Origin of the sequence: Pedobacter sp. HDW13 (assembly GCF_011303555.1) — a bacterium.
In the GTDB taxonomy this organism is placed as follows: Bacteria; Bacteroidota; Bacteroidia; order Sphingobacteriales; family Sphingobacteriaceae; genus Pedobacter.
In genome coordinates, this window is record NZ_CP049868.1 from 4,153,773 (window position 1) to 4,170,091 (window position 16,319).

18 protein-coding genes are annotated in these 16,319 nt (G+C 38.9%); 8 read left to right on the forward strand and 10 right to left on the reverse strand.

Features of this window, described 5'->3' with window-relative positions; all coding sequences use genetic code 11:
* Positions 1 to 217: 217 nt before the first annotated feature.
* The 10 genes from G7074_RS17520 to G7074_RS17565 form a co-directional block, all read right to left on the reverse strand.
* Positions 218 to 625 (reverse strand): GtrA family protein, encoded by a 408-nt coding sequence (locus tag G7074_RS17520; protein WP_166210171.1) that lies wholly within the window; start codon positions 623 to 625, stop codon positions 218 to 220.
* A 215-nt stretch (positions 626 to 840) separates the two neighbouring features.
* Positions 841 to 1,566: a CAP domain-containing protein gene (locus G7074_RS17525; protein WP_233603908.1), complete on the reverse strand. Its 726-nt coding sequence runs from the start codon at positions 1,564 to 1,566 to the stop codon at positions 841 to 843.
* 118 nt (positions 1,567 to 1,684) lie between these two features.
* On the reverse strand, positions 1,685 to 2,449 hold the full coding sequence (locus tag G7074_RS17530) for an SDR family NAD(P)-dependent oxidoreductase (RefSeq protein ID WP_124560681.1): 765 nt from the start codon (positions 2,447 to 2,449) through the stop codon (positions 1,685 to 1,687).
* 86 nt (positions 2,450 to 2,535) lie between these two features.
* On the reverse strand, positions 2,536 to 2,940 hold the full coding sequence (locus G7074_RS17535; RefSeq protein ID WP_124560680.1) for an AraC family transcriptional regulator: 405 nt from the start codon (positions 2,938 to 2,940) through the stop codon (positions 2,536 to 2,538).
* 87 nt (positions 2,941 to 3,027) lie between these two features.
* Positions 3,028 to 3,873: a ThuA domain-containing protein gene (locus tag G7074_RS17540; protein WP_166210174.1), complete on the reverse strand. Its 846-nt coding sequence runs from the start codon at positions 3,871 to 3,873 to the stop codon at positions 3,028 to 3,030.
* Positions 3,874 to 4,057: 184 nt separating this feature from the next.
* A complete protein-coding gene (locus G7074_RS17545) occupies positions 4,058 to 4,930 on the reverse strand; it encodes a DUF6252 family protein (RefSeq protein ID WP_124560678.1) in 873 nt (290 codons plus the stop codon).
* Positions 4,931 to 4,987: 57 nt separating this feature from the next.
* Positions 4,988 to 5,665: a 2'-5' RNA ligase family protein gene (locus G7074_RS17550; protein ID WP_166210177.1), complete on the reverse strand. Its 678-nt coding sequence runs from the start codon at positions 5,663 to 5,665 to the stop codon at positions 4,988 to 4,990.
* An 84-nt stretch (positions 5,666 to 5,749) separates the two neighbouring features.
* Positions 5,750 to 7,393 carry a glycine--tRNA ligase gene (locus G7074_RS17555; protein ID WP_124560676.1) on the reverse strand — a complete coding sequence of 548 codons (1,644 nt, stop codon included), beginning with the start codon at positions 7,391 to 7,393 and terminating at the stop codon, positions 5,750 to 5,752.
* A gap of 385 nt (positions 7,394 to 7,778) precedes the next feature.
* Positions 7,779 to 7,982, reverse strand: a complete 204-nt coding sequence (locus tag G7074_RS17560) for a hypothetical protein (RefSeq protein WP_124560675.1) — start codon at positions 7,980 to 7,982, stop codon at positions 7,779 to 7,781.
* Positions 7,979 to 9,385 carry a S8 family serine peptidase gene (locus tag G7074_RS17565; RefSeq protein WP_124560674.1) on the reverse strand — a complete coding sequence of 469 codons (1,407 nt, stop codon included), beginning with the start codon at positions 9,383 to 9,385 and terminating at the stop codon, positions 7,979 to 7,981. The genes G7074_RS17560 and G7074_RS17565 overlap by 4 nt, the downstream gene beginning before the upstream one ends.
* 263 nt (positions 9,386 to 9,648) lie before the next feature.
* Between G7074_RS17565 and G7074_RS17570 the strand changes: the two genes are divergently transcribed.
* From G7074_RS17570 to G7074_RS17605, 8 genes are all read left to right on the forward strand, one after another.
* Positions 9,649 to 10,290: a hypothetical protein gene (locus G7074_RS17570; RefSeq protein ID WP_124560673.1), complete on the forward strand. Its 642-nt coding sequence runs from the start codon at positions 9,649 to 9,651 to the stop codon at positions 10,288 to 10,290.
* 637 nt (positions 10,291 to 10,927) lie between these two features.
* Positions 10,928 to 11,713, forward strand: coding sequence for a sensor histidine kinase (locus tag G7074_RS17575; RefSeq protein WP_124560671.1), 786 nt, complete (start codon positions 10,928 to 10,930; stop codon positions 11,711 to 11,713).
* Positions 11,710 to 12,342: a response regulator transcription factor gene (locus G7074_RS17580; RefSeq protein ID WP_124560670.1), complete on the forward strand. Its 633-nt coding sequence runs from the start codon at positions 11,710 to 11,712 to the stop codon at positions 12,340 to 12,342. Before G7074_RS17575 ends, G7074_RS17580 begins: the two co-directional genes overlap by 4 nt.
* Positions 12,343 to 12,473: 131 nt before the next feature.
* A complete protein-coding gene (locus G7074_RS17585; RefSeq protein ID WP_124560669.1) occupies positions 12,474 to 13,394 on the forward strand; it encodes a glycerophosphodiester phosphodiesterase family protein in 921 nt (306 codons plus the stop codon).
* Positions 13,395 to 13,470: 76 nt separating this feature from the next.
* The gene (locus tag G7074_RS17590) at positions 13,471 to 14,178 is read left to right on the forward strand and encodes an ATP-binding cassette domain-containing protein (protein ID WP_166210180.1); all 708 of its coding nucleotides are present in this window, start codon (positions 13,471 to 13,473) and stop codon (positions 14,176 to 14,178) included.
* 4 nt (positions 14,179 to 14,182) lie between these two features.
* Entirely contained in the window at positions 14,183 to 14,731 is a 549-nt protein-coding gene (locus G7074_RS17595; RefSeq protein ID WP_124560667.1) for a hypothetical protein, read from the forward strand.
* 220 nt (positions 14,732 to 14,951) lie between these two features.
* Positions 14,952 to 15,473: a hypothetical protein gene (locus tag G7074_RS17600; protein ID WP_166210183.1), complete on the forward strand. Its 522-nt coding sequence runs from the start codon at positions 14,952 to 14,954 to the stop codon at positions 15,471 to 15,473.
* A gap of 181 nt (positions 15,474 to 15,654) precedes the next feature.
* Positions 15,655 to 16,308, forward strand: a complete 654-nt coding sequence (locus G7074_RS17605) for a porin family protein (protein WP_166210186.1) — start codon at positions 15,655 to 15,657, stop codon at positions 16,306 to 16,308.
* Positions 16,309 to 16,319 lie beyond the last annotated feature (11 nt).

The window sequence follows — 16,319 nt, forward strand, 5'->3', positions numbered from 1 at the left end:
AAAGCAGGCGCATAAATTAACAGGTTAGGGTAATAAAGCTTTGGTTGAGTAAGCTTATGTTTTTAACAGTTAGCCCTAAAACAAAAATAGCAGCAGATTGGCAGCCAATTAAACCCGACTTAGTGAAATCCCCGTAAGCCGAAGTATGAGGCGCTGCCTTGTAACGGGGACGGGACTGTGCTATCCGAAAAGCTACGTATTTGCTTTTCGGATAAAATCAGTGTTTCTTTTCTTTTTTGCTCCCTATTTTCTTTACGCTAAAGGTAAAATAATGCTGGTACAGGTAGCTGAAAAGGGCCATTAAAACCGATACCAATATACGTGAAAGCACTGCCAGCGTTGGATAATCTCTTAACAACTCGAGTAAAAACTTTAAAAGCACGTAGTTGGCCAGTATGTTAATAAACTGCAAATTTAAAAACCGGAACAACTGAACCCTGCCTTTTAACTGGCTGTGCGTAAAGATGATATACTTGTTGAGCAAGAAGCTGGTTGGGATAGCGATAGAATAATCGACAAAAAGAGAAGCTGTTTCTCTTTGTACTACCAACAAGCCAAAATTTACTTCCTCAGTTTTGAAAATGAAAAAATAGGCAAAATAATAGCTTAATATGCCCAGTAACAAAGTTCCGCCCCTGTAGCCAAATACCTGAAATTATGCAGCGAAATATATTTTTTAAAAGGGGATGGAAAAAATCGATGAGGGCTAATATGGCTACGCGCATTGTTGTTTTTATTGTTACGGCTGCAAAGGTAAATTAATTTTTAAACTGTAGGATTTTGCCTAAAGTAAATTCCCTGGCTTTTTTTAAGACCTGGACCTTATAAAAATATTAAATTTTATTGGTTGTTGCTGTAAAAAGTAGGTTGGGCGACAAAATCAATAACCGTACAATAATTAAAGGATGGATGGGGCTGTATGCTAACGCCAACTGTGTTGAGTTTATATTTCTGATCTAATATATTGAAGCGATGGCCTAACGAAGGTACGCCACAATCTAAAAGTAGGTGGCAAACAATATCGAGGCTTTTGCTGTAACCAAAATCGATATTCTCGCTCATAGCCTTGTTGGGGAAATATCTGGACAGGCGTTTAGAAAATTTATCGCCGTTGCTGCTTTCGTGGGTATCGAGGTTGTTGCGGTTTAAATCTGCAGCGTGGCCGCGACTTAGTGCCGTTAGTTTTTCATCGGGGTAAAACATGGGCAGGTTTTTTATGCCCTGCAAATGTTTGTATAAGGAAGTATAGTAAGAGTTTGTACGCGTTATTTTTAGCTGATTGTAATTGCGGTATTGCCGTACATTGGCATTGTATTTATCGATGTAATCTTCTAAAAATGTGTTGTAAAACCGTGGGCCATCCAGGCGGATGAGGTTCATTAACAGAATTACGTTTTTTTCTTCGTTAGTGAGGTAGCTGGCGTTTACAGCAGTATTGGCCTTTCTGATTTCGGCATCTGACCATTCTTGGGCCGAAACTTTGTTGTAGCATAAAATAGATAATAACAGGGCTAAAAAAAGGCGGTGCATCCAGGTATGTTTGTCTTTGTATGTGGATAACGCCAATTGAAACCTTTTATTTTCCGGGAGGAGAAATTTAAAACAAATTTAACCGCAAAGGGAATCACATGGTAAAAGCTGTTTGCTTAGGCTCCATATACTTTGCGGTTAAAAATATCGGGGCTTATAAAAACATACCGCCCGATGCTTCAATGCGTTGGGCATTAATCCACCGCGCATCTTCGGTGCATAAGAAGGCTATAATGCCACCAATATCATCGGGCAAACCTACACGGCCTAATGCTGTATTGGCTGCAATGCCGGCGTTCAACTGCTCGTTATCGCGTACTACGCCACCACCAAAATCGGTTTCGATTGCGCCTGGCGCAACAATGTTCGATCTGATCCCTTTGGCTCCTAATTCTTTAGCCTGGTATTTGGTTAAAGTTTCCATTGCACCTTTCATTGAGGCGTAGGCGGCATAACCGGGAGTTGAGAACCGGGCAAGTCCGCTTGATATGTTAATGATGGCACCGCCATTATTTAAAACCGGAAGTGTTTTTTGGGTTAAAAAGAATGGTCCTTTAAACTGGATATCTACCAGTGTATCGAACTGCTCCTCGGTGGTTTCGGCAAAGGAGGCATGGATGCCAATACCTGCATTATTGATTAAAAAATCAAATTTTTCAGTATTAAAGGTGTTTTTTAACGTTGCTTTAACCTCTGCAACAAAAGCATCAAAGCCTTTGGCATCAGCTACATTTAGCTGTAATGCTGCGGCTTGTACACCAAGCTGCTTAATTTCTGCCACGGTATTTTCGGCTTCTTCTTTTTTAGATTGATAGGTAAGGATCACACCTATCCCTTTTTCTGCAATTTTTAAGGCCGCATTTTTTCCCAGTCCGCGGCTGCCACCGGTTACCAAGGCAATTTTATTTTGTTTTTCCATTTTCTTTTAATTTGTTAAACAAAATTAGATCGAAAAGTGCTGAAAAAATGGTGACTGCTTAAGTTAAAATGGTGAGAGTTTAAGTTTTATATGGTGACAATTTCCTTATTTGCCAGCGAACTGAAGTAAGCTTCGCGGTATTGTTTAGGCGTTTGACCAGAAAAATGCTTGAAAAACTTAGTGAAATTAGAAGGATCGTAGGTTAATATCCGCGCAATTTCGGCAATGGGCATGCTGATGTTTTGTAGCATCGATTTTGAAATATCCATTAAACGCTCTTCGAAAAAGTAACAGGGCGAATGGCCAGTGGCCGATTTAATGGTATTACTCAAATGGGTGGGGTGGACATGAATCAGCTCGGCAAAATCCCTCACCTCGAACATTTCTGTAATGCGGCCTGATACCACATCATCAAGATGCTTATCTAATTCTTTTAAGAAATCGGCAGCAATTTCGTGTTGGCGGGCAAAAAACTTCTGTGGAATTTTCATCTCCTTGCAATTGGTATAAACAAATATAATATTGCGGCCAGCAAATCGGAAATTTGCTTTATTCTTAAAACTTTTATGACCTCCTGATTATTTTATTTTTTTACCGGTACCCAGCCAAATCAGGCTGTTTAAAATCATTTGGTTCTGGTTATCGTTTGCAAAAGTAAGCGAAAGGGCTTTGCTAGTGTTATCGTATTTATGTTCATAATCCATATCGTTGTGCCCCATGTTTACATAAACCATTTTGTAGTTTTTGTTACTCCACACTACCGGATAATAACCGTTGTGCCAAATTTCGTGTGCTTTAGGGCCTGTGCCCAGCGGGAAACTGGTAGAATCGATAGCTAGCAGGATTTGTATGTCGGGATTTTTACGCAGGTCGTTCTGCCACCTGTACCATTCGTTGGGCTGCGATTTAAAAGTTTGTGGCAGATTTTTGGTAACCGGGTGTTTCCTGTTTTCTACATGGAGTACAGCCGAAGTTGGTCGCCAGGTATTGCTGCCATAACCTCCCGAGCCTAAAAAGGTGTTGTGGTACCAACTCCAGTTTTGATCGAAAGCAGATTTGGCCAATGCAAAGGCCGAAAAATGAAAGCCCATCCAGCCGCCACCTTTTTCCATATATTTTTGGAAAGCTTCGCGTTGTTCTGGTTTTTCGGGGCGGGTATCCAGAAACAAAACTACCTGGTATTTAGCCAGAAAAGCTGCATTTAAATTATCCCAGTTGGCTGTAGAATCGTAACTGAAATGGTATTTGTTGGCCATTTTCGGAAACCACTTATTGGCTTCATGTACAAAGCTGATGTGTGCCAGATCGCTTTTTGCAGTATAAAACGCAATTACCCTGAATTTAGGTTTGAGCTGAGCATGTAGCATTACTGTGCCCAGCGCGATTAATAAAAAAGTAAGTATTGGTTTCTTGAAGCGATGCATTCGGCTAGATTATCTGTCTAAATTAAACAATGCATCCTTAAATTGAATGAATTGAAGCTGCTTATAAGACCAAATGTGGCCTCGTTAAGCGTTCAAACGATTGATAATTTTTGATTAGCTCATCTTGCATGTTTTTAAAATACGAAAGCCGCTGATCTTTAATCAACGGCTAAGAGTTTTGCAATTACAATTTAGTAAATGGTAAATCGAAAGTGCCCTCAGTAACATCTACTGATGTGTTGATCGTACCATCCTCGTTAGGTGCTTTAAATGCAAATGTTCCTTTTAATTTGTTACCCGCTTCACTTGTAATAACTAAAGTGCCACTTACAGCAGCAAATGAGCCGGTAGGACCTTGATCTTTCATGTAAACGCCGGTTCCATCGTTTGCCAAATCGTAAGTGCCCAGGCCTTTATACCCAATAACAGAAAGTATCAAGCGTTTATCGCCATTGATGGTTGTAATCGTGAGTAATTTACCAAGAGGAGAAGTTATAGATGATGCCTCGCCGGTAAAGCCAATTTTGGTTCCATCTATTTTAGCACTTAAATTATTGGTACTGTTATTGGTTTCGGGTAGTTTAACTGGCACCAGACTAATGCTAAACTGACCTTCGGTAATGGTTTTGCTTGCTAAAGCGGCTATGTTTTCTCCTTTAAATTCAAAAGTGCCCTTAATGTATTTATCAGCTAAGTAGCTGGTTACTTTAATGATTCCGGCCGAAGTACCATAATAAGCATCTTGCAAACCTGCAGGACCTTCCATGTAAGTTGCAATATTATTATCAACTACTTTATAGGTGCCTATACCTTTAAAATCATCGATGGTTAAGCCAAAGCCTTTTAAATCTTTGTTACCTATAATTTGAATGGTAGTTTTTTTATCCAAGGTGTAAAATTGTGCAGAGGCAAATGTGCATTGCAATAAATTGCCATCGATTTTGCCGCTCATGGTTGATAAATCCCATTCAGGGTGATAATCGATTTCTTTTTTACAGGATGAAGTAACGAAAAGGCAAAATACTGCCAGTAATGCGAATTTGAAAGCTAATTTCACGAAGGTTAATTTGAAAGGTTAATTAATTAAGTAGCAAAGATATAGAATTTAGCAACGTTATATGGGAAACACATGCAGTTTTTTAACAAACCTTTCGCGCTGGTACCAGTCGTTGTATACCAGTTCGATTTGCTTTACTTCGAAGGTTCCAAAATCAAAATCACGGTATTTTTCCAGGAGGTTTACCAGTGCAACCGGATTTTGCAATGGTTTTCGAAAGCGGACAATGGTGGCATGTGCCGTTTGGATAGCGTATCGCTTATCGATGCTTTGCTGTAAATCAGGATTTTTGAATGCAACTCTTAAATCGTCACGAATCTGGTTCAGCGTTTCTGTTAAAAAGCCCTGTATTAAAATGCACGATGGCGAAGCAGTAAGCCCTTTGAACTGAATTTTGAAACCTTTATGCCGGGCTAGAACCTCATGGACCAGGCTAACATAATCCTGTACATCAATATCATTTAAGTCGAAACCAACATAGCATGAAATGATGGACATTAAGGTAATGTGGATATCACTGTTGTGGTAAAAATACTGATCGGGCTCAATGGCTTTTACCTCAGCCAAAAACTCCTGAATTTGGGTATTTGTTGCCAAATCAGGTCTGATCACCAGGGTAATGCCCAGGCGCTTGTCAGTTTCATCATCAATTAACGGATCTATTTCGTATTTACCTACAGCAATTTTTGTAACAGCATCTCTGTAAAGTTTATTGTAGTGTTCGCTTAAATTCATTTTCTCTTGCATAAAAAAGTCGCAGGCTTTAGCCTGCGACTTAATATTATTTATGGTGTGCTTAGCTGTCTAAGATGGAAAAAACTAAGCTAACAAAGTTTTCCAGCTGGTGGCTTTACCAATAATATCACCTAAATCGGCAATGGCAATACGTTCTTGTTCCATACTGTCGCGGTGACGGATGGTTACGGTATTGTCTTCTAAACTCTGGTGATCTACCGTGATACAGAAAGGTGTACCTACTGCATCCTGACGGCGGTAGCGTTTACCGATTGCATCTTTTTCTTCATAAATACAGTTGAAATCGAATTTCAGTGCATCCATAATTTCGCGTGCTTTTTCTGGCAGACCATCTTTTTTCGTTAGCGGAAAAATAGCCACTTTATATGGAGCCAAAGCAGGGTGTAGGCGCAATAAAGTACGGCTATCCTGTTTATCTTCAGTGCTTAAATCCTGCTCTTCAAAAGCATTGATCATGGTTAGCAGGAACATGCGATCTAAACCAATTGAAGTTTCGATTACATAAGGAACGTAATTTCCATAAGGTTTACCTTCTTCATTTAAATCGTTATCGAAATATTGCATTTTCTTACCCGAATATTCTTGGTGTTGCGTTAAATCGAAATCGGTGCGGCTATGGATACCTTCAACCTCTTTAAATCCAAACGGGAATTCGAACTCGATATCGGTTGCGGCGTTAGCGTAGTGGGCCAGTTTAACGTGGTCGTGGTAGCGGTATTTCTCTGGCGCAGTACCCAAAGCCCTGTGCCATTTTAAACGTGCTTCTTTCCAGTATTCGAACCATTTTTTGTCTTCACCCGGACGAACGAAAAACTGCATTTCCATTTGCTCGAACTCACGCATACGCATAATAAACTGACGGGCAATTACCTCGTTTCTGAAAGCCTTACCAATTTGCGCAATACCGAAAGGAATTTTCATCCTGCCCGATTTTTGTACATTCAAGAAGTTTACAAAAATACCTTGTGCCGTTTCCGGACGAAGATACACTTCATCACTTCCTTCAGCCATGGCACCAAACTGGGTGCTAAACATCAGGTTAAACTGACGTACATCTGTCCAGTTAGAGGTTTTAGAAATTGGGCAGATTACTTTATAATTTACGATTAAATCTTTTAGCTGAGCCAGGTTTTCTGATTTAAGCGCCAGGTTCATTTCTACTTCCAGTGCTAAACCTTTTTTAACAAATCTCCAGCTTGCTTCTTCAACAAAAGGATATTTGGTATGATCTAAAATCGTTTCTTCATCTGTAAAACCCGGAACCCAGGCAGCCTGGCCTTCATCGCTTAAACCCAGTATTTCTTGTTGAAACGCTTTAAATTTAGCCCGGTTATCTTCGCTGAAGTTGGCTAATTCAGCATATAATTCATCAATTTTATTTTCTAATAACTGATCAGCACGGTAGCGTTTTTTCGAATCCTTGTTGTCAATCATCGGGTCGTTAAAACCATCTACGTGTCCGCTGGCTTTCCATACTTTAGGGTGCATAAAAATTGCAGAATCTATACCTACAATGTTTTCGTGCATTTGCACCATGGCTTTCCACCAGTAAGTTTTAATGTTGTTTTTCAACTCGGCACCCAATTGGCCATAGTCGTAAACGGCACTTAAACCGTCGTATATTTCGCTGCTCTGAAATACGAAACCGTATTCTTTAGCGTGTGAGATTACATTTTTAAATTGTTCGTCGTTATTCTTTTGAGCCATAATGGTGGCAAATATAATAAAAAGGTGGAGGGTTTAAAGGTATAAGGCTTAAGGTTTTTGATCAATGGTGAAGGAACCACAGATTTTACAATTTCTCCTCTTAATTTAGGTGTTTTAAGGTTTCAAATGCAAACGAAAGTATCTTGATCAGTCAGCTTACATACGTTATATCCCTTGTATGGTTCAAAATAATCAGCAAAGCAATAGTCGTGCTAGTCGGTTTCTGGGCTCCTGCTTTACTTCGTTACACTCGTGCCCGCTGCAATCAGGTTTAGGTGGCCAACATGGTAAAGCTATTTATGTTTTTTACTTTATCGCATAAAAAAACCGGTGCCGCTAAATAATTTTAACGGTACCGGTCTAATTGAGAGACTGTATTTTTTGCTTAGATGCTGATATCCCTTTCCTCTTCAACACCAAGCACACCATCAATTTTCTTAATATCTGCAATTTTATGATTACCCGGAACAATAAGGACTACACCAATTGAATTTAGGATTTCTACCTCTTGTATGCCTGTTTTCTTCAATGCGCTAACAACAGCATCCATGGCACCATCCTGTACAGATATTAACCATTTTGTTTTCATCGTATTATTTTTTCTATTGGGCCAATTGGATCGATAGGGAATCTTGGGTTAACCAAAATCGGAAGCTTATCAATCGGGAATTTAATTAATCTGGTTTTGGTTGGTGCCTGTACCAATCCGGCACCTACATCCCTGCCAGGTAAAGGTAAAGCTTTTGCAGTTGATGTTAATTTTCTCCATAAATTAATTCCCCTAAGGCCCGATGCCTGTGCCCATAGCGCAGCAATACCTGCAACATGTGGGGTAGCCATACTGGTACCGTTCCAACTGGCGTATTTGGTAGGTAATTTGGTTGATGAATATACGTTAACCCCTGGAGCAGCAATATCTACCGCACCATATGTTGGGTAAAGGCCGCCGTTAGAGAAAGCCGCAACGTTCATGTTTACATCTACCGCGCCTACAGCCATAATTGAAGGGCAGTTTGCAGGGTGCATTACCTGTTTTACAACACCTGGTCTGGCCGAATCATTTCCTGCTGCGGCAATAATTAAAGTGCCTTGCGCCAGTGCACGGGCAGCGGCAGTTTCGAACACGGCAGAATAACCTGCACCGGTTACAAAACCCCTTAACGACATGCTCACCACATCGCAACGGTTTGCAATAGCCCAGTTTATACCGGCAAGAATGCCCCCGTCGCCACCAGAACCGCCATTGCTTAACACTTTTCCAATATAAATACTGGCTGCATAAGCAATACCATATCTTTCAGATGCTGCAGGAGAACTTAGCGGACCACAGGCTGTACCAGTACAGTGGGTACCATGGCCATGACCATCCTGGGTGCTTTCTCCACTGATAAAACTTTGGTGAACGATGGGACGACCAGCAAAATCAGGGTGGGTAAAATCGAAACCGGTATCTAATATGGCTACTTTAATACCAGCGCCATTGTAAGGATTGTATCTTAAAAAGCTGGTAGGTACAACATTGGTAGCTTTTAAGCCCCAGGTAGCACCAACCGATTCTACTTCAGCTTGTTGTTCCTGGTACTGGTAATCTTCAGTTTCGGCTCCAACCAATACGTTAGTTAATTGGTTTACGGCATCTCTATAGCCTTCTACATAATTTTGGGTGCTTTCTTCCAGCATACCGATGGCATAAACAACCCTTTCTTTTTCAACAATCATTTCGTTGTCGCCGAAACTGCTGATTGAATTTTCTGCTTTTGGTTTTTCGTTTACAATAGCAATGCCGAGCTTATCTAAAACAATACCGTCTGTTTTAGCCAGATCCTTATCGGTAAAAAACTCGTTTTCAAACTCTAATGAGCTTTTTAAATTCAGACCACTGATACTGTTGATCTGGTTAATCGAATCTGAAGTGTTCGATCCTTCTGGTAGCAGTACAAGGTATCTTCCGGTGTACTCTACTTTTTCTTCTTTTTTCAAGGTTTTTGACATGGTTTAAGGTTTTTAAATTTTGCCTACTCTGTTCAGGATTTTCGGCTTCTTCCTGTTTGTGTTTTTTGTTTAAAACACTAAGCCAAAGTTGGAACAGTTGCGACAGAAAAACCTTAGCTAAACCACTACAAATCAATCGTAAAAGCAACAAAATAAAACGCCGTAAAAACAACAGCAAAATATGGGGAAAACCCCATCTGCTTTAAACGAAAGTTTTATCACATTTGGGAATAAAGCTTAACTTTAATTAAAACTTAAAAATTATGGAAATGCAACATTTACCTATCTATGCTATAGTGTTTTTATGTGGGGCGCTGGCATACTATCTTTTACAAAAGTTAATTGATCTCTTAAACAGAGGTGAAAGGCGCGGAAAGCCCAATACCATGGATCCGGCAATCATTCAGCAAATGGTAGATAATTACCGGAATAACCACCTGGAAGCCATTAACAGGATAATGGAAATAAAAGATGCCCATTCGGTTTCGTTTGGCTTAAAAACCTTAAAGAAATTTATTGGCGATATTGAATTTTACGCTAAAAAAGTAGATCCGCGCATTGCAGATGGTGCACTTGGTATCCGTTTTTATTATGCTGCCTATCCAAAAGCGAACGAATGGAGTGGTTTTGAAAACGAAAAGGAAATTGGAAAAGATTATGCCCAAAGGCATACCCTGATTATGATCCCCACGTTAAAAAAGAAAGCCAGCAATGGTTCTTATCTCGATTATGATTTTAATCCTTTAGATAGAAGTACTTTCCCAATTAAAGAACGGAGCAAAGAGCAGCCCGTTACTTTAATGGCCATGAGTTCTGATAGCAGTGATGGTCAATCGCGCGAAGTAATGGCCCAAAATCATGGTCAACTTATTCCGCCAGCCGAAGCGGCTATTGAGATATATTAATGTTTTAAAAAGATGAACAGCTTCCAGAAGTTTTTAAGCGATAGCTTTCTTTGGCTCGAAGGAGGAACTGCAATTATTGCCTTATTATATTTGAGGGGGTTAAAAAAACAATATTGGCGGTTTTTTATCTATTACCTTGTTATTGTCTTTATCTGTGAAGCCATTGGGAAATGGGGGGGGCGTATATTGGTTTCTCAAAAACTAAATATTATAACTACCTCGTTATTCCGCTTCAGTTTATATTTTTTTACTGGCTTTATGCAATAAAATCATTTAACAACAAAAAACTATTTGGGATACTTTCCTTACTGTATTTAATTTCATTTATTCCCAGCGAATTTTACTTTAAGGGAAGTAAAATAATCTTTTCGTTTAATTATACTTTCGGATCCCTTATTTTGATGGTCTTGGTGGTTATGGAATATTATAAGCAGATCACTTCGTCTGATATCGTTAATTTTATACGGAACAGGATGTTCTATGTTAATTTAGGGGTAACATTGTTTTACATAGGGACTTTGCCGTTTTGGACATTCTACTATTTATTGGTAAAATATCATCAAATCTGGGACATTTACTTTGGTTATTTCCTGATCTCGGGCATTGTAATGTATATCTTATTCTCAATTTCATTTATATGGGGAAAACAGAGCTCTTAATTACGATTATCCTTTTTAACCTGTTTTTTGTATTGTTTGTGGTAGCCATCATGGTTTATATCAAAAAATACAAAGAGCGGAAGAGAGAATATTTGAACGAAATAAAAATTGCCAACGAAATACACCAGAAAGAGCTTTTAAGTACCCAGTTAGAAATTCAACAGGCCACCATGCAGCAGATTGGTCGCGAGCTGCACGATAATATCGGACAAAAATTAACCCTGGTAAGTTTGTACACCCAGCAGCTTGTACACGAAAATAAAGTGCCGCAAGCCAGTAACCGGATAGAACAGATTTATCAGATTATTAACTCATCGCTGCAAGATTTGAGAAGTTTATCGAAAAACCTGACAAATGATAACATAAGTGAAAATGAAATTGTAACTTTAATACAGGAAGAAGTAGACCATATAAATGCTTTAAAAAAATGTAAGGTATCTTTTGAGCATGATTTTGAGCGCATAGATCTGGAGTTTGTGAAAAAGAACGTATTGTTAAGGATAACACAAGAGTTTCTTCAAAACAGTTTAAAACATGCACAATGCAGCAACATTAGCATTCAGTTAAAATCAGCTGCAGACACTTTTTTAATGCTAAAAATACAGGATGACGGAATGGGATTTGATTTGGATAACCTTACTTCTGACGGTATCGGATTAAAAAACATGAAAAAAAGAGCCGAAATTATCGGTGGAGAATTCAATTTAACAAGTAAACCAAACTTAGGCACCGCACTTAATATTATTTTAAATGGCCCGGCATGAAAAAGACAATAGTTATTGTTGATGATCATATCCTGATTGCCAAAGCACTTCAGGGCATTATCGATAATTTCAAAGATTTTGAGGTTATTTATGTTTGCGAAAACGGAATGGAGCTGATTAAAAACTTCGAAAACAGCAACAAAATCCCCGATATTTTACTACTGGATATCAGTATGCCCGTTATGGATGGCTTTGAAACCGTAACCTGGGTAACGGCAAACCATCCTGAAGTAAAAGTAATGGCCCTGAGCATGCAGGGAGAAGAAAAAAGTGTAATAAAAATGGTAAGCAATGGTGCAAAAGGTTATTTGCTCAAAAATGCGCACCCGGTTGAACTCGAAAATGCGCTGACCAAATTAAATATCAATGGATTTTTTTATCCGGATTGGGCATCAAAAATTATCTTCTCCAGTCTCAATAAAACGAAAGAGGTGGAAATCAAAATTTCAGAGCGGGAAAAAGAATTTTTAAAATACACCGTTACTGAGCTTAATTACAAAGAAATAGCCGATAAAATGTTTTGCAGTCCCCGCACTGTTGAAAGTTACCGCGATCAGCTATGTGAAAAACTGGAACTCAAAACCCGTGTTGGCCTGGCCGTTTTTGCCATTAAGAATGGATTTGCATGAACTGGTTAACTGTTTAAACTGTAAAATTGGTAAATGAGAAATAGCATACAGTTAACCGATTAACCAGCTAAGCACTTAACAACAATTCCATTTTACCTCTTCCATCTTCCATTTTTTCCTACTTTTGAACCATGAAATTTCATCATTTGCTATTTGTGGTTATTGTTGCGCTTTTTGCTTCATGCAAACCTGAAGAAAAAAAGCATCAGTACATTAAGTTTAATACAACAAACGATTTATATCAATTCTTAAACTGGTCGCCCGAACGCCGTTTTCCATTAATCAGTGCTCATCGTGGTGGTCCAATGCCAGGCTACCCTGAAAATTGCATCGAAACTTTTGCCAATGCCACTACTTATAACCCCATGGTTATTGAGTTTGATATTGCTTACAGTAAAGATTCTGTGATGGTAATTATGCACGATGATAACCTCGACAGGACTTCTACAGGTAAGGGGCCGATTGGCAATTACACTTACGAGGAACTGAAGGCATTTAACCTAAAAGATGATTCGGGGAAAGAAACAAAATTTAAAATCCCAACATTAGATAGTGTATTAACCTGGAGCAAGGGGAAAGTATTGTTAACGATCGATTTAAAAAAAGGGGTATCTTACGCCAAAGTAATCGAAAAAGTAAGGCAATATAAAGTAGAAAGCAATTCGATTATCATTACCTACACCGCCAACCAGGCTCAGGAAGTGCATCGTTTGGCTCCCGAACTAATGATTTCTGCTTCCGTACAGAAGAAAGCAGAATTGAAGCGGTTAAATAGTATGGGGATTCCCAACAACCGGATTGTGGCTTTTGTTGGAGTTGCAGCGCCCGATAAAGCGTTGTACCAATACCTGCACAACAAAGGTATCACAACGATTTTAGGCACTATGGGCAATATCGATAAAAGTTCGCTTGCAAACCCGGCTAAAATGGTTTATTATCACCTCAATAACAATGGTGCTGATATTTTATCATCAGATAACATCGGACAAGCCGCAGAACAATTGGATAAATTGAGGTACAATAAAAAGTTAAGTTCATTACATACATACTAATAACAGATAAAAAGAGCATTGATTGACTAATAAGTAAGATGAAAAATCTGTGTTTATCTGTGGCAAAAAATAAAAAATGAGTATTTCAGTTAAAAACCTTTCCAGGCATTACGATAAACAAAAAGCAGTCGATTCGATTAGTTTTGAAGCTAGCCCGGGCCGTATCCTTGGTTTTCTGGGACCAAATGGTGCGGGTAAATCTACTACCATGCGCATGCTTACAGGTTATCTGGAGCCAACCTCAGGAACAGCAGAAATATCAGGCAAGAACATTTTAACAGAGGCTATCGCTGCAAAAAAACATGTAGGTTACCTTCCTGAAAACACGCCACTCTATGCCGATATGTATGTTAAGGAGTTTTTGAATTTTGTTGGGCAAACCTATGGCTTAACAAACCTGGTCACAAGAGTAGATGAGGTGGTTAAAATGGTAGGACTAACACCCGAACAGCATAAAAAAATCGGTATGCTATCAAAAGGGTACCGCCAACGTGTGGGCCTAGCACAGGCCATTATTCACAATCCGGAAGTTTTAATTCTTGATGAACCTACTTCTGGCCTAGATCCAAATCAATTGGTAGATATCAGATTGCTCATTAAATCGCTTGGGGCTGCTAAAACCGTGGTTATTTCTACACACATTATGCAGGAGGTAGAAGCCATTTGCGATGATATCATCATTATAAATAAAGGAAAAATTATTGCCAACGATTCGCTGGAAGGAATAAAGAAAACATACGGAGGCCTTTCGTTAGAAGATATTTTTAGAAAACTTACCGCTTAATTTCATGCTTGTAACCAAAATCAAACTAACTTTAATTATAGCTCTGGGCTTAATCCCTGCATTGTTAAAGGCTCAAAATATCGCTAATATTGGCATTGGCGGCGAAATCGGATTACCTTCCGGCAACTTCGCAGGCGTATCAGCAGTTGGGCTGGGGGCATCTGTAAAGGCTGATTTGCCTGCTGCAACTAATTTGGCCTTGAGTTTAAATGCAGGTTATATCAACTTTTTCGGTCGTAGTAACCAGGTTCTTCAGGTTCAGGATTTAAGCTACGCACCTGTAAAAGCAGGTTTAAAGTATTGGTTAAGTGAAGGCTTCTATGCTGAAGGTCAGCTGGGCGCTGCTTTGCCGCTAAGTAACGGACTAAAAACATTATTGGCCTGGTCGCCGGGTATAGGCACTCAATTTAAATTATCAGGAGAAAATAAACTCGATTTGGGCATCAGGTACGAAGGCTGGACAGGTAAGCGCGATAGCAATCTGATTGGGACGAATACGGTTAATACCAAAGGCTTTGCAGGGCTCAGATTCGCTTATGTTTTTGGTCTTTAAGCTGGTATAACCAGGCCCATTTTCCCTAAAAATATACAGTATTTTTTAATTAGTTAACCTAATTACAACTTTTTAGAGTAAAAATTGATTTATCTCAATGTTTTGTTAATCAGTTGTTTGTGTTCTGTTTTTCGCTTTTTTGAAATTGTTTGTAACGTTTTTGGCGTAATTATTGTCTATAAATGCAAAATAATTAACGAACACATAATCTAAAAAACACATGAAAAAGTTATTACTTTCTTTAGTAATGGTTGCAGGCTTAGGCTTTGCAGCTTCAGCTCAAACAGAAGGAGCAGTAAACAAAATTAGCGTAGGACCAGATTTCTTATTGCCTGTGGGCGATAATACTAATGGCATCAGCTTAGGTTACGGTGGTTCTGTAATGGGTGAGTTTAATGTAGCTAAGTCATTAAATTTAACTGTTTCAGGCGGGTACATTTCAATGGCTCCGGAAAAATTCCTTAAAGATCTAGGCGCAACAAATTCAGGCGTTGTTCCTTTAAAAGCAGGCGCTAAATATTATTTTGGCGGTAACTTTTACGGATCGGGCGAGCTAGGTGCTGCTATTTTTACAGAAAAAAACTCAGGTACTGCATTCTCTTACGCACCAACTATTGGTGCTTCGTTTTCTGTTGCAGATAAATCAAGTATTGATTTAGGTGTACGTTACGAAGGATGGTCAAAAAACAGCACTACACTGTCATTTGTAGGTATCCGCGCTGCTTTTGCATTCGGTTTATAGTAAGAACCTTTAACGCATTTAAAAGCCCCAAGCAATTGGAGGCTTTTTTGTTTACAGAAATTTATTGTTTCAAATATTTTAACTATCAAATTAGTTTATTTATCATTGTAGCGTTTTATTTGTCAATCAGGCAGGTACACGGAAAATAAAAACAATTCTAATAAACTTTCTCAAAAAACTGATGAAAAAACTCGTATTATCTTTATTAACAGTTGCAGCATTAAGTACTCCAGCTTTAGCTCAAAGTACTCCGGTTAAATTTGGTTTAAAAGCAGGCTTGGCTTTTCCAAATATGACTTTCTCGGCAGGTAGTGCATCATTTAGTTATGGCACAAAAACCTCTTATTACGTAGGAGGAACCGTAGAGTTCCAATTATCTGATCTGGTTTCTATTCAACCCGGATTAACTTTTATCGATAAAGGAACAAAAATTAACAGCAGCAGTTTTGGTTTTGATAACGACGACTTTCTTACCGATGTGAATGCCACTATAAACTTCAAATATCTTGAGGTACCCGTTAATGCCCTTGTAAATTTCAAAGTTGCCAATTCGGGTAAGTTATTTGTTGGCGCAGGCCCTTATTTTGCTTATGCTTTAAGCGCTAATGCTAAAATGGGATCAGAAAAAGAGAAAATCGAATTCGAAGATTCGGGCTTTAAACGTACCGATTTCGGATTAAATTTCCTTGCAGGTTTTCAGTTAAATAATGGTTTAAATGTTCATGCCGGCTATGGCCTGGGCTTAAGCAATATGGCTAACGACGAAGAAGCCCAAGATTTTGATGCGTCAATCAAAAATAAAGTATTTACAGTTGGTCTGGGGTTTTCTTTCTAGTTTAATTAAGA

Excerpts from the sequence above, each read along its gene's own strand:
- G7074_RS17575 (WP_124560671.1), top strand. The coding sequence starts at position 10,928 with ATGGGGAAAACAGAGCTCTTAATTACGATTATCCTTTTTAACCTGTTT.
- G7074_RS17570 (WP_124560673.1), top strand. The coding sequence starts at position 9,649 with ATGGAAATGCAACATTTACCTATCTATGCTATAGTGTTTTTATGTGGG.
- G7074_RS17605 (WP_166210186.1), top strand. The coding sequence starts at position 15,655 with ATGAAAAAACTCGTATTATCTTTATTAACAGTTGCAGCATTAAGTACT.
- G7074_RS17560 (WP_124560675.1), bottom strand. The coding sequence starts at position 7,982 with ATGAAAACAAAATGGTTAATATCTGTACAGGATGGTGCCATGGATGCT.
- G7074_RS17600 (WP_166210183.1), top strand. The coding sequence starts at position 14,952 with ATGAAAAAGTTATTACTTTCTTTAGTAATGGTTGCAGGCTTAGGCTTT.
- G7074_RS17530 (WP_124560681.1), bottom strand. The coding sequence starts at position 2,449 with ATGGAAAAACAAAATAAAATTGCCTTGGTAACCGGTGGCAGCCGCGGA.
- G7074_RS17580 (WP_124560670.1), top strand. The coding sequence starts at position 11,710 with ATGAAAAAGACAATAGTTATTGTTGATGATCATATCCTGATTGCCAAA.
- G7074_RS17590 (WP_166210180.1), top strand. The coding sequence starts at position 13,471 with ATGAGTATTTCAGTTAAAAACCTTTCCAGGCATTACGATAAACAAAAA.
- G7074_RS17595 (WP_124560667.1), top strand. The coding sequence starts at position 14,183 with ATGCTTGTAACCAAAATCAAACTAACTTTAATTATAGCTCTGGGCTTA.
- G7074_RS17555 (WP_124560676.1), bottom strand. The coding sequence starts at position 7,393 with ATGGCTCAAAAGAATAACGACGAACAATTTAAAAATGTAATCTCACAC.
- G7074_RS17585 (WP_124560669.1), top strand. The coding sequence starts at position 12,474 with ATGAAATTTCATCATTTGCTATTTGTGGTTATTGTTGCGCTTTTTGCT.
- G7074_RS17535 (WP_124560680.1), bottom strand. The coding sequence starts at position 2,940 with ATGAAAATTCCACAGAAGTTTTTTGCCCGCCAACACGAAATTGCTGCC.
- G7074_RS17540 (WP_166210174.1), bottom strand. The coding sequence starts at position 3,873 with ATGCATCGCTTCAAGAAACCAATACTTACTTTTTTATTAATCGCGCTG.
- G7074_RS17565 (WP_124560674.1), bottom strand. The coding sequence starts at position 9,385 with ATGTCAAAAACCTTGAAAAAAGAAGAAAAAGTAGAGTACACCGGAAGA.
- G7074_RS17550 (WP_166210177.1), bottom strand. The coding sequence starts at position 5,665 with ATGAATTTAAGCGAACACTACAATAAACTTTACAGAGATGCTGTTACA.